Below are 12,012 nucleotides of genomic sequence, written 5' to 3' on the forward strand. Positions count from 1 at the left end.
GGCTGTATCGGTGAGCAGTAAAGCGTCCGGGGCGGCCCCGGCGGCCGTCCTCGCGGAGTGGCTGCGCAGCCGCGACGATGCGTGGATCGCGGCACTTCTGGATGCGCGGCGCGATGTCGCGACGCCGATTCCGGCGGGTTTCGGGGTGCTGGCCACCCGCCTCCTCAGTCCCGCCTCGCTCGGCCGGGTGGCCGAGCGGCTGACCCTGCTCGATCTGGCCGTGTTGGAGCTGGTGCTCGCGGACGGCGGCACCGTCGATTCGCTGGCGCGGGCGCTGCGCGGCCGGGCCCTGAAGAAGCAGGTCAGTGCGTCGGTCGCCACACTCATCGACCTCGCGCTGGTCTGGGGCGAGTCCGACCTGCGCACGGTTCCCGCGGTGCGCGAGGCGATGCCCTGGCGGATGCCGCAGCTCACCGTCGACGCGCCGGACCGGGCGGAGCTCCCCGAGCCCGGGAGCGAGGAGCGCGGGCTGCTCGATCGACTGGCCGAGGGGTCGCCGCTGGGCCGGACCGCGGCGGCGGCGCCCGGCACCTCGCCCGAGCATCCCGTGCAGCGATTGTTGGCCGCGGGTCTGCTCACGCGGGTCGATCATCAGACGGTCGAGCTGCCCTGGGAGGTGCGGGCGCGGTTGCGGGGCGAGCTGCCGCTGGGTGATTCGCTCAAGCCGCCCGTGCCGGACGGTGCGCCGGTCCCCGGGCTCGACGGTGCCGGGGCGGTCGCGGCGCTGGAGCTGCTGCGGCACGCCGACGATCTCTTGGCGGTGTTGGGACAGGCCCCGGCGGCGCGGGTGAAGGCGGGCGGCATCGGGATCCGGGAGTTGCGGCGGGTGGCGAAGGCCGCCGATCTGCCCGAGGAGCGGGCGGCGTTGCTGTTGGAGGTGCTGGCGGCCGCGGGACTGATCGCGGAGGGCGAGCTGGCGGACAGTGAGGATTCGGTGTTCGCGCCCACGGTGACCGTGGACGAGTGGTCGCGGGCGGAGCCGGCGGACCGCTGGGCGGTGTTGGCGCGCACCTGGCTGGAGCTGCGGCGGCAGCCCGCCCTGATCGGCTCGCGGGGCGAGGACGGGATCGTGGGGCCGCTGCACCGGGCGGCGCGCAGTTCGGTGGCCCCGCAAGACCGCCGAGCGGTGTTGGAGGCGTTGGCGACCGCGCCCGCGGGCGTGGCCCCTCCCCTGCCGGAGCTGCACGCGGCGGCGCGGTACGCGCATCCGTCCTGGTACCGGCGGCTCACGCTGGAGGCGATCGCGGGGATCGTCGAGCAGGCACAGACGGTGGGCCTGGTGGCGGGTGGTGCGCTGACGGCGGCGGGCCGGGCGGCGCTCGCGGAATCGGAGCTGGAGTCGGCGATGGCGGCGGCGCTTCCGGCACCGGTCGAGGAGTTCCTGTTGCAGGCCGATCTGACACTCACCATCCCGGGGCCCACGACGCACGGGTTCGCGGAGTCGGTGGCGCTGGTGGCGGATCTGGAGTCGGCGGGCGGGGCGGCGGTGTACCGGGTGACGGATGCCTCGGTGCGGCGGGCGCTCGATGCGGGGCGGACGGCGGCGGAGGTGCACGCCTTCTTCGTGGCGCATTCGGTGACGCCGGTGCCGCAGGGCCTGACCTATCTGGTCGACGATGTGGCGCGGCGGCACGGTGCGCTGCGGGCGGGGATGGCGGCGTCGTTCCTGCGCTCGGACGATCCGGCGCTGATCGCGGCCGTGCTGGCCTCGCCGGCGGCGCAGGCCCTGGCGCTGCGGTCGGTGGCCCCGACGGTGCTGGTGTGCCAGGCCCCGCTGGCGGAGTTGGTGGCGGGCCTGTCGGCGGCGGGTTTCGCTGCGGCGGCGGAGGATTCGCGGGGCGTGGTGGTGGACCTGCGGCCGAGCGCGATCCGGTTGCCGATGCCGCGGCCGCGGCCCCCGGCGGCGCAGGCCACGCTGGAGCAGTTGGCGGAGGCGGCGGAGCAGATCCGTCGGCAGGACTCCCCCGCGGGTGAGCCGCGGACCACGGGGCCCGAGTTGATGGCGTTGTTGCAGTCCGCCGCGGGCGAGGGCCGGCCGGTGCGGCTGGGGTACGTGGATGCGAACGGGGTGTACACCCGGCACGTGGTGGTGCCCGAGTCGGTGCGGCACGGGCAGCTCGCCGCGCTCGACGGTGACGCGCCGCGCCGGTTCGCCCTGCATCGCGTGACCACCGCCGAATTCATTGACTGATCAATCGGTCATCGTCGCCACCACCGCGGCCGGAGCCGCCCTCGGCCTGGTGGTGCGCGGGCTGGTCGGCATGTGGCAGAACGAGGCCTTCCTCGGCCGGGGCGGCGAGCTCACGATCCTGGACCGAGGGGGCGGCCTGCTCGCGGCGGCGAGCACCGACGGGGTGCCGAGGGCCCGGATCGCGCAGGCCCTCACCGAGGCGGGCTATCCGTGGCGCGGCGACGCCGACCCGTACGAATCCGAGTACGTGCGCTTCGTGCAGGGCCGCGGCGATGCGGAGCCCGCGGTCGAGGAATTGCTGCGCGAGCGGGCGGTGGCCCGCGCGGAGAAGCGCGGACCCACCGCCCGCGACCTGCGGCTGCGGCTCGGCGAGCGGGGCGTGGTGGTGCGCGACCGCGGCGATGAGCAGGAGTTCCGTCTCGCGCGGCACAATGGATAGATGACCGACGGACCCCTCATCGTCCAGTCCGATAAGACCCTCCTGCTGGAGGTGGATCACGAGCAGGCCGATGCGGCGCGGGCCGCGATCGCGCCCTTCGCCGAGTTGGAGCGCGCTCCGGAGCACGTGCACACCTACCGGGTGACGCCGCTGGCGCTGTGGAACGCGCGGGCGGCGGGGCACGACGCCGAGCAGGTGGTGGACGCCCTGGTCACCTTCTCGCGGTATCCGGTGCCGCAGCCGCTGCTGGTGGACGTGGTCGACACCATGAGCCGGTACGGGCGGCTGCAGCTGGTGAAGAGCCCGGTGCACGGGCTCACCCTGGTCTCGCTGGACCGCGCGGTGCTGGAGGAGGTGCTGCGGCACAAGAAGATCGCGCCCATGGTGGGCGCCCGGATCGACGACGACACCGTGGTGGTGCACCCGTCGGAGCGTGGCCACCTCAAGCAGTTGCTGCTCAAGGTGGGCTGGCCGGCGGAGGATCTGGCGGGTTACGTGGACGGCGAATCGCATCCGATCGCGCTGGACACGGAGACCGACCCGTGGGAGCTGCGCGATTACCAGAAGATCGCCGCGGATTCGTTCTGGCTGGGCGGTTCCGGTGTCGTGGTGCTGCCCTGCGGTGCGGGCAAGACGATGGTGGGCGCCGCCGCGATGGCCCGTGCGCAGGCCACCACGCTGATCCTGGTGACCAACACCGTGGCCGGGCGGCAGTGGAAGCGCGAGCTCCTGGCGCGCACGTCCCTCACCGAGGAGGAGATCGGCGAGTACTCGGGCGAGAAGAAGGAGATCCGCCCCGTCACCATCGCCACCTATCAGGTGCTCACCCGGAAGTCGAAGGGCGAGTACAAGAACCTCGACCTGTTCGATTCCCGGGACTGGGGCCTGATGATCTACGACGAGGTGCATCTGCTGCCCGCACCGGTCTTCCGGATGACGGCGGATCTGCAGTCCCGGCGCCGACTGGGACTGACCGCCACGCTGGTGCGCGAGGACGGCCGCGAGGGCGATGTCTTCTCCCTGATCGGGCCGAAGCGTTACGACGCGCCGTGGAAGGACATCGAGGCGCAGGGCTGGATCGCCCCGGCCGATTGCGTGGAGGTGCGCGTGACGCTCACCGAGAACCAGCGCATGCAGTACGCCACCGCCGAGCCCGAGGAGCGGTACAAGCTGGCCTCGACGGCGCCCGCCAAATCGGCCGTGGTGAAGTCGATCCTGGAGCGCCACAAGGGCGCTCAGACGCTGGTGATCGGCGCGTACATCGATCAGCTGGAGGAGCTGGGCGCCGCACTGGACGCGCCGGTGATCCAGGGTTCCACGAAGACCCGCGAGCGCGAGGCGCTCTTCGACGCCTTCCGGCGCGGCGAGATCTCCACGCTGGTGGTGAGCAAGGTGGCGAACTTCTCGATCGATCTGCCGGAGGCGTCGGTGGCCGTGCAGGTCTCGGGCACGTTCGGTTCCCGCCAGGAGGAGGCGCAGCGCCTCGGCCGGCTGCTGCGACCCAAGCACGACGGTGGCACCGCCCACTTCTACTCGGTGGTCTCGCGCGACACCCTGGACGCCGAGTACGCCGCGCACCGTCAGCGCTTCCTGGCCGAGCAGGGCTACGCCTACCGCATCGTGGACGCCGACGATCTGCTCGGCCCCGCGATCGGCGAGACCGCCGACTGACCAGGCGGATCGGCGGCTCCGCGCTAGAGCCCGCGATCGGCGAGGTCGGGGTTCTCCGGATCGATCCGGACGGGGTGCACCGCAGCGTCGAAGGGCCGGCACGGGCACCAGCCGCCGCGGGTGACGGGCGTGCGCGCACGGTCGGCGAGCACGGTGCCGTGCAGAGTGCCGTCGGCGCCCCAGTGCAGGACGTCGTGCGTCCAGGGCTCCATCAGGATGTGATGCCGTTCGAGCATCTCGACGTGCGTGCGCCGGTACTCGCCGAAGCTGCGTGCCGCGGCGCGCAGCAGTTCGCCCGCGCTCGTGATCCAGTCCTGGAATCCCATGACACTCGCCCCTTTCCGATGCGCACCGCCTGATGCGAATCGATCTTCGGACATTCGAATCGATAGGTCCATCGAGTATTTCTACCGCCATTCGGTGTGTTCGCTTAACAATCGCCGCGGGCGCCGCGACCAGCGAGAGAGCTTCGCGAATGCCATTGCAATGCAGGCTCATCGGGAGTAATATCGAACATATGAGCTACGACGACGCTTTCGATCTCGGACGGCGGGTCACACGCCCCGTGCCCGCCGAGATCGCCGGCGCATCGGATCACACTCCGTCCTCGGCGCTGGCCCGCCTCCGCCGGATCACCGCCGAGGTCAATCGTCTGGAGGCCGAACGGCACGCGGTGCTCTCTCAGCTCTACGCCCTGCGGGAGGAGGCCCGCGCCGTGCGGGTGGAGTCCGATCGTCGGTTCGTCGACGATTGGGACGAGTTGGTCGCCGAGGCGGGTGCCGCCCTGGGAACCGGTCGCGGTGCGGCCTCCGCCGCCCTCCATCGCAGCCTGGACCTGCGTGAACGGTTCCCGCGGGTGTTCGCACTGTTCGCGCGCGGCGCGATCGGCATGGTGCAGGTGCGGGCGGCGCTCCGCGCGGCGGTCGCGGTGCTGGAAGACGAGGTGGCCGCGGCACTCGACACGCGGCTCGCCGCCTGGCTCCTCGCGCGCGAGGGCACCACGGTGACGGGCCCGGCGGTGGAACAGGCCGCCACGCGGATCCTGGTCGAGCTCGATCGAGATGCGGTTCCCGAGCGGCCACCCACCGCCCCGTCGGCCCGGCTGGACTTCCATGCCCGGAGCGACGGAGCGGTCGACCTGGAGGTGGTGCTGGACAGGGCGCAAGCGATCCGGCTGTCGAAGCCGATCAACGACGTCGCCCGAACGGTGTGCCGTCGGGACGGCCGGACCCTCGCCGAGCGACAGGTCGACGCGCTGGTCGCGCTCGCCGAGGGCTACGAGACGCTGGGCTGCCGATGCGGGAACGAGGAGTGCACCCACCGCGAGGCGCGCCCCCGCACCGGCGCGGTCGCGCAGAACGTCAAGGCTCTCGCCGTCATCGTGCTGAACGAGTCCGCCGCGATCACGCCCGGCGGGCAGCCGACACCGGCTGCCCCGGCCGCGCCCGGAGGCGCCGTCGTCGTCACCGACGATCCCGGTCTCTCCGGCCCCGTCACCGCCGATCACGCGCGGGCGTTGATCGGTACCTGCGATACCTCGGTGCGGGTGCTCGGCCGCCGCGATCCCACCACCGGGAAGATCCACGCCACCGGCGCCACCGGGTACCGGCCCACGCAGTACCAGCTCCTCGTGCTGCGTCTCACCTACCCCACCTGCGTCTTCCCGGGGTGTTCGGTGCCGTCGTCGGCCTGCCAGATCGACCACGTCACCGAGTACGACCACCGCGCGCCGGCCGTGGGCGGGCAGACGGAGATCGGGAACCTGGTGCCGCTCTGCGGTTTCCACCACAGGATCAAGACGGAGGGCGGGTGGATCTCCGATGTGCTGCCCGGCGGTGGCGTCGAGTGGCGCCATCCCACGGGCGCCGTGTGGGTGGTGCCGCCGGGCTCCGCGACGGATCTGATCCCGGGGCTAGGCTCCCTGGTCTGGGACACGCCTGCCCGCACCACCGGGCGAGCATCGTCCGCGCCGAACGGTTTCGAGAACCACGCCCGCCGCCGGGCCGCGCAGCGCCGTCGCCTCCGCGCGCTGCATCGTCGCCTCCGCCACGCCCGCCGGAGCGAGCGCGCGGCCCAGCGCGAGGAGGCGAGCCACGAAGCGGCACAGCGCATGGCCCAGCGGCTCGGGATTCCACCGCCGGAGCCTCCGCGGGCGCCGCCGTTCTGAGGATGAATCGGCAAGCGGAGCAGGGCATCGTCGGGCACAATGAGCGCCACCGCGCACCGGAATCCACGACCGGTCCGTACCGGAGGGCTGCACCGATGCCATCACCAGACACCACGGACTCCACCCGCCCGAGTGCTCGCCTCAACGGCACCTTGGGGGTGACGGGGATCGTCTTCATGGTGATCGCGGCCGCGGCGCCGCTCACCGTGATCGCCGGCAACGTCCCGATCGCGATCGGCCTCGGCCCGGGCGCGGGTGCGCCGGTCGGCTTCCTCATCGCCGCCGCGGTGCTGCTGGTCTTCTCGGTGGGTTTCGTCGCGATGACCCCGTTCGTCGCCGAGGCCGGCGCATTCTTCTCGTACGTCACCGCGGGCCTCGGCCCGCGTCCCGGGCTGGGCTCCGCCTACACCGCGCTCGTCGCCTACACCGCCATCCAGGTGGGGATCTACGGCTACTTCGGCTGGGCGGCCGACAATCTCATGCGGTACTACGGCGGGCCGGAACTGCCCTGGTGGCTGTGGGCCGCCGGGCTGATCCTCGTGGTCGGAGCGCTCGGCTACCGCCAGATCGATCTCAGCGCGAAGGTCCTCGGGGTCGCGCTGGTGCTGGAGATCGCGGTGGTCGTGGTGCTCGACGTGGTGGTCGTCGCGCGCGGCGGCGCCGAGGGCATCAGCGCGAGCTCCTTCTCGCCGTCCGCGATCACCTCGGGCCCGCTGGGAATCGCGGTCCTGTTCGCCCTCACCGGTTTCATCGGCTTCGAGGCGACGGCCGTGTTCCGCGACGAGGCGCGCGATCCCGCGCGCACCATTCCCCGGGCCACCTACGCGGCGGTCACCATCATCGGTGTCTTCTACGCGATCTCGGCGTGGGCCGTCGTCGAGGCGTGGGGGCCGTCGAAGGTGCGCGACGTCGCCAACGCCTCGCTGGCGAGCGGGGACAGCATGCTGCTCACCACGGTGCGCGACTATCTCGGGCCGATCCTGCACGATGTGACGCAGGTGCTCCTGGTCACGAGCCTGTTCGCGTGTGCACTGTCCTTCCACAACATCATCGCCCGCTACCAGTTCGTCCTCGCCGGGAAGACCGTCTTTCCCGCCCCGCTCGCCCGGGTACACAGGCGGCACGGTTCGCCGCACCTGTCGTCGGGAGTCCAGACGGTGACCGCAGCGGCCTGCGTCGCCGCCTTCGCGGTGTCCGGGGTGAGCCCCCTGGTGGGGGTCTTCGGACCGATGGCGGGCGTGTCGACCGTCGGGATGATCCTCTTGCTCCTGATCACCTCGATCGCCGTGCCCGCCTACTTCTTCCGGCATCCGCACGATCGAGCGGGCCGGGTCCTGCAGACCTACGTCCTTCCGGTGATCGCGGTGGTGGCACTGCTCGCCTGTCTGGTGATCGTGCTCGACAACTTCACCCTCGTCACCGGCCAGTCCGCGGGGCTGAGCGCGGTGCTCGCCGCGGTGCCGGTGGTGGCCTTCGTGATCGGATTCGCGACGCGGTCGTCGCGCCGCCTGGCCGTCGACTCCGCGGGCGAGAACTGACAGGATGATCGAATGAGCAGCGTGAAGATCGCCGCATTGCAGGCGGAATCGGTTCCCGGAAGCCCGGAGGAGAACCTCGCCGTGATCGCCCGGGCCGCCGAGCAGGCCCGGGAAGCGGGCTGCGAGCTGCTGATCACTCCCGAGTTGTTCACCACGGGCTACGTTCTGGGTCCCGAGCCGATGCGCGGTTTCGCCCACGCCGGTCTCGCGGACCGCGTCGCGGGGATCGCCGGCGGCGTGGGGATCGGGGTGATCGCGGTGCTCCCCGAGGCGGATGGCGACGCCGTCTACAACACGGCCTTCCTGTTCTCACCCGAGGGCGAGATCCTGGCGAGGCACCGCAAGACGCACCTGTTCGGCGACCTCGACCGGTCGATGTTCGCGCCCGGCGAGACGGCGGTGAACCCCGTTGACTTCCACGGGGTTCGCATCGCCATGTTCATCTGCTACGACGTGGAGTTCCCCGAGAACGTGCGGCTCGCCGCGGATGCCGGCGCACACCTGGTGGCGGTCCCCACCGCACAGATGGAGCCCTTCGCCATCGTCGCCGACGTGGTCGTCCGCACCCGGGCGTGGGAGAACCAGGTGTACCTGGCGTACGTCAACCACGAGGGCCACGACCAGGACCTGACCTACGTGGGGCGCAGCAGCATCGTCGGGCCCGACGGCGAGGTGCTCGCCTCGGCCGGGCGCGGAACCCGGCTGATCACCGCCACCGTCGATACCGAGGCGGTCAACGCGGCGCAGGCGGCCAATCCGTATCTGACCGATCGCCGCCGCGACCTGTACTAGCGTCGCGGGCGCCACTCGCCGAGCGGCTCAATCCGATTCGGCGAGTCCGGCGTTCACGATGTCGGCCGTCGGCAGCCCCGAGCGGAAGCTCACCTCGTGGACCAGAGAATCGAAGGTGCGGCACACGCTGGTCACGCCCGTGGGACCGCTGACCACCCAGCCCATCGTGATGGGCCGGACCACGTCCCGGTGCAGGACACCCGAGAGCCTGCGGGCCACGGCGGCCCGGTTGCGCGGTCCGGTCACCCGATCGGCGGCCCACTCCGGCGGTGCTCCACCGCAGCCGCCGCACATCAGGGCATCACGTCGCCGGAGTTGGGGCCGAGCACCTGTCCGACGTAGAGATTGCCTCCCGGATCGGATGCCAGCAGTACGGCGGTCGGCGCGACCTCCGCGGGCGTTCCGAACCTGCCGAGCGGGAGTTCGGCGCGTTTGGCGCGCTTCCAGTCGTCGTCGATGCCGGCCACCATGGGGGTGTCGATGGGGCCGGGCGCGATCGCGTTGACCAGGACGCCGTGCGGTGCCGCCTCCAGCGCGATCGACTTCGTCATCGCGATGACCCCCGCCTTGGCCGCCGCGTAGTGCGCGAGCGAGGCCCCTCCCTTGATCGCGAGCTGCGAGGCGATGTTGATGATCCGGCCGCGTCGCTGCGCGAGCATCGGGCGCAGCGCCGACCGATTCAACAGGAAGACACTGGTCAGATCGACGTCGAGGGTCTCGCGCCACTGTGCCGCCGTCATCTCGGACGCCGGCGATTGGGTGAGGATGCCGTGCGCGCACACCAGGATGTCGAGGCCGCCGTCGGCGGTCGCAACGGTGGACACCGCCCGCTCCACATCGGCCTCGGACGTGGCGTCGAGCACCTCGCTCCGCAGCGCACCGACCTCGTCGCGCACCGCGACCACCCGTTCGTCGCGATCGACCACGGTGACGGCCGCCCCGGCGGCGACGAAGGCCTCCGCGATGGCGCGGCCGATCCCCGACGCGGCACCGGTGACGATGGCACTACGCCCCTGCAAGACATCGGTCATCTCGTTCTCCTCGTCAATCCCGCATGGCGGTGGTGAGTGCGCCGTCGACCACGATCGCCTGACCGCTCACGTACGACGCCCGGGCACTGGACAGGAAGGCGATGACCTCGCCGACCTCGCGAGGATGGCCCACGCGTCCCCACGGGATGTAGCCGCCGGCGCGGTCGAGCCCCTCGGGCCCCAGAGAATTGACGGCATCGCTCGACTGCGGCGTGCGGATCAGACCCGGGATCACCGCGTTGGCGCGGATGCCGCGCGGGCCGTATTCGACGGCCAGGCTGCGGATCAGCCCGATCACGCCGGCCTTGGCCGTCGCGTAGTGGGCGTGTTCCTGCCAGCCGTACACGCCACCGGCGATCGATGAGATGGCGGTGACCGAGCCACCACTCCCCATGTGCCGCAGTCCTGCTCGTGCCGTGCGCATCACCCCGTGCAGGTCCACATCCATCATCGCGTGCCACTGCTCGTCGGTCAGCGAGTCGAATGCCGCTTCGCGGAGGATTCCCGCGTTCGCGACCGCGTGGTCGATCCGGCCCCACTCCGACATCAGGGTCCGGGCGAATCGGTCCACCGACTCGGTCGAGGACACGTCGACCTCGACGATCAGGCCCTCTCCCCCGGCCTCCCGGACAGCGCGCAGGGTGATCTCGGGATCGTGCGGATCACCACTGAACGTGCCGATTCCCACGCGGACACCCTGTTCGGCGAGGCACACCGCGGTCGCGGCACCGATTCCGGACGCCGCACCGGTGATCATCGCGACGGGCCGCTCGGTCATGCCGCCACCTCGACGCCGTCGGAAGGGCCCTGCGTGCGCGTCCCGCCCGGAGCCGGCGGATCTGTCACCTTGCGTGCACCGAGAACCATCAGCGCCGATGCGAGGGCTCCGGCCGCGCCCACCCACAGTGCCGCCGTGGAGTAGTCGACCGAGGCGGCCGTGAGAGCGGTCAGCAGGATGCCGGCGATGATCGCGCCGGGCTGCGACATGGCTCCGATGAACGAACTCCCCGTTGCGCGGCAATCGGTATCGAAGCACTCCGCCTGGAAGAACATGATCGCCGCATACGGCCCGAGCAGGAAGAACAGGCCCATCATGTAGGTCACGAGTACGAAGGCCTGGTCGGATGGACCGAGCATCATCGCGGCGAAGAACAGGCCGGCGAGCGACCAGCCGACGGCGATCGTGTTGCGGCGCCCGAACCGATCGCCCGCCCAGCCGTGGGCGAGGTACCCCGCCACGGCCACCACGTTCGACAGCACGACCAGCAGCAGTGTGCTCGAGGCGTCGATGCCCTTGCCCTTCTCGAGCACCGTGGTTCCCAGGACCGAGAAGGTCTGGATGGCGAACCAGTTCAGCATCCACGCGAGCGAGAGCACCACGGTGTTCCGCAGGTGCTTACCGGTGAAGATCCGCTTGAGCGGTGCGGCGGTCTGCTCGACGGTGCCGGTGGCCGCGGCGAGCGCGTCGGCCTCGTCGTTCTTGCCGGCCTTCCGCAGCTGCCGGACGTTCTGCTGCGCCTCGAACTGCGGGCTCTCCTTGAGGGTCCGGCACACCAGGGCCACGATCACGGCGGGAATCGTGGCGAGCAGGAAGGCGATCCGCCAGGAGTCCACGCCGAAGACCGCGGTCACGAGGGCGACGAATCCCGCCGCCAGCAAGGCGCCCGCGGGCCAGCCGGTCTGGACCATCGAGTACACGAAGCCCCGGCGCTTCTTGATCTGCTCGTCCTCGGTCACCTCGTAGAGCTCGTTGAGATAGGTGGCGTTGACGGACTGTTCGGCGAGACCGAGCCCGCTCACGGACCGCACGCCGACCAGGGAGGCCGCGTTGAACGCCGCCGCCGTGGCCAGCGACGATGCCGCGGTACCGCCGACCGAGATGATCATTCCCTTGCGCCGGCCCAGCTTGTCGACCATCGGGCCGACGAGCAGCACGACGATGGCGGTGCCGATGCTGACGAAGGTGGAGATGAGCAGGGCGTAGCTGGTACTCCACCCGAAGGACGCCTCGATCCGCGGCAGCAGCGTGCCGAAGAGGATGAAGTCGTACACCGCGATGGTCCACGCGAAGAAGGCGATTCCCGACGCACGCCGGGTCTCCGCACCGGTCACCCGACGCAGGCCCGGAACCGGGGGGTTGGCTGATTCAGACATAGTCGTGCTCTCTGATGAGGTGGGAGGGG

11 protein-coding genes are annotated in these 12,012 nt (G+C 71.2%); 6 read left to right on the top strand and 5 right to left on the bottom strand.

Annotated elements, in window-relative coordinates; all coding sequences use genetic code 11:
• The first annotated feature begins 10 nt into the window (after positions 1–10).
• Genes TTY48_RS21445 through TTY48_RS05165 form a run of 3 tightly spaced genes read left to right on the top strand, consistent with a single transcriptional unit; the run spans position 11 to position 4,301 of the window.
• Positions 11–2,191: a helicase-associated domain-containing protein gene (locus TTY48_RS21445; RefSeq protein ID WP_220656485.1), complete on the top strand. Its 2,181-nt coding sequence runs from the start codon at positions 11–13 to the stop codon at positions 2,189–2,191.
• Entirely contained in the window at positions 2,184–2,630 is a 447-nt protein-coding gene (locus tag TTY48_RS05160) for a hypothetical protein (RefSeq protein WP_220656486.1), read from the top strand. The genes TTY48_RS21445 and TTY48_RS05160 overlap by 8 nt, the downstream gene beginning before the upstream one ends.
• Positions 2,631–4,301: a DNA repair helicase XPB gene (locus tag TTY48_RS05165; protein WP_220656487.1), complete on the top strand. Its 1,671-nt coding sequence runs from the start codon at positions 2,631–2,633 to the stop codon at positions 4,299–4,301.
• Between the two features lie 23 nt (positions 4,302–4,324).
• Here the strand turns inward: TTY48_RS05165 and TTY48_RS05170 are convergent, their stop codons facing one another.
• Complete coding sequence (locus tag TTY48_RS05170) at positions 4,325–4,627, bottom strand: hypothetical protein (protein WP_220656488.1); 303 nt, start codon at positions 4,625–4,627, stop codon at positions 4,325–4,327.
• A 191-nt stretch (positions 4,628–4,818) separates the two neighbouring features.
• Here TTY48_RS05170 and TTY48_RS05175 point away from each other — a divergent pair, with 191 nt between their 5' ends.
• The 3 genes from TTY48_RS05175 to TTY48_RS05185 all read left to right on the top strand — a co-directional run bounded on the left by TTY48_RS05175 (position 4,819) and on the right by TTY48_RS05185 (position 8,798).
• Positions 4,819–6,468 carry an HNH endonuclease signature motif containing protein gene (locus TTY48_RS05175; protein WP_220656489.1) on the top strand — a complete coding sequence of 550 codons (1,650 nt, stop codon included), beginning with the start codon at positions 4,819–4,821 and terminating at the stop codon, positions 6,466–6,468.
• Between the two features lie 95 nt (positions 6,469–6,563).
• Complete coding sequence (locus TTY48_RS05180) at positions 6,564–8,006, top strand: APC family permease (protein WP_255585507.1); 1,443 nt, start codon at positions 6,564–6,566, stop codon at positions 8,004–8,006.
• Between the two features lie 12 nt (positions 8,007–8,018).
• Positions 8,019–8,798: a carbon-nitrogen hydrolase family protein gene (locus TTY48_RS05185; protein WP_220656490.1), complete on the top strand. Its 780-nt coding sequence runs from the start codon at positions 8,019–8,021 to the stop codon at positions 8,796–8,798.
• Positions 8,799–8,825: 27 nt separating this feature from the next.
• Here the strand turns inward: TTY48_RS05185 and TTY48_RS05190 are convergent, their stop codons facing one another.
• Genes TTY48_RS05190 through TTY48_RS05205 form a run of 4 tightly spaced genes read right to left on the bottom strand, consistent with a single transcriptional unit; the run spans position 8,826 to position 11,983 of the window.
• Positions 8,826–9,092, bottom strand: a complete 267-nt coding sequence (locus TTY48_RS05190; protein WP_220658613.1) for a hypothetical protein — start codon at positions 9,090–9,092, stop codon at positions 8,826–8,828.
• A complete protein-coding gene (locus TTY48_RS05195) occupies positions 9,092–9,829 on the bottom strand; it encodes an SDR family NAD(P)-dependent oxidoreductase (RefSeq protein WP_220656491.1) in 738 nt (245 codons plus the stop codon). The genes TTY48_RS05190 and TTY48_RS05195 overlap by 1 nt, the downstream gene beginning before the upstream one ends.
• Before the next feature lie 13 nt (positions 9,830–9,842).
• Positions 9,843–10,607: an SDR family NAD(P)-dependent oxidoreductase gene (locus TTY48_RS05200; RefSeq protein ID WP_220656492.1), complete on the bottom strand. Its 765-nt coding sequence runs from the start codon at positions 10,605–10,607 to the stop codon at positions 9,843–9,845.
• On the bottom strand, positions 10,604–11,983 hold the full coding sequence (locus TTY48_RS05205) for an MFS transporter (protein WP_220656493.1): 1,380 nt from the start codon (positions 11,981–11,983) through the stop codon (positions 10,604–10,606). The genes TTY48_RS05200 and TTY48_RS05205 overlap by 4 nt, the downstream gene beginning before the upstream one ends.
• Positions 11,984–12,012 lie beyond the last annotated feature (29 nt).

Origin of the sequence: Tsukamurella sp. TY48, from assembly GCF_019656655.1 — a bacterium.
Taxonomy (GTDB): Bacteria; Actinomycetota; Actinomycetes; order Mycobacteriales; family Mycobacteriaceae; genus Tsukamurella; species Tsukamurella strandjordii.

Coding starts and splice junctions, on each gene's coding strand:
- TTY48_RS05165 (WP_220656487.1), top strand. CDS start 2,631: ATGACCGACGGACCCCTCATCGTCCAGTCCGATAAGACCCTCCTGCTG.
- TTY48_RS05185 (WP_220656490.1), top strand. CDS start 8,019: ATGAGCAGCGTGAAGATCGCCGCATTGCAGGCGGAATCGGTTCCCGGA.
- TTY48_RS05175 (WP_220656489.1), top strand. CDS start 4,819: ATGAGCTACGACGACGCTTTCGATCTCGGACGGCGGGTCACACGCCCC.
- TTY48_RS05205 (WP_220656493.1), bottom strand. CDS start 11,983: ATGTCTGAATCAGCCAACCCCCCGGTTCCGGGCCTGCGTCGGGTGACC.
- TTY48_RS05170 (WP_220656488.1), bottom strand. CDS start 4,627: ATGGGATTCCAGGACTGGATCACGAGCGCGGGCGAACTGCTGCGCGCC.
- TTY48_RS05190 (WP_220658613.1), bottom strand. CDS start 9,092: ATGTGCGGCGGCTGCGGTGGAGCACCGCCGGAGTGGGCCGCCGATCGG.
- TTY48_RS05195 (WP_220656491.1), bottom strand. CDS start 9,829: ATGACCGATGTCTTGCAGGGGCGTAGTGCCATCGTCACCGGTGCCGCG.
- TTY48_RS05200 (WP_220656492.1), bottom strand. CDS start 10,607: ATGACCGAGCGGCCCGTCGCGATGATCACCGGTGCGGCGTCCGGAATC.
- TTY48_RS05180 (WP_255585507.1), top strand. CDS start 6,564: ATGCCATCACCAGACACCACGGACTCCACCCGCCCGAGTGCTCGCCTC.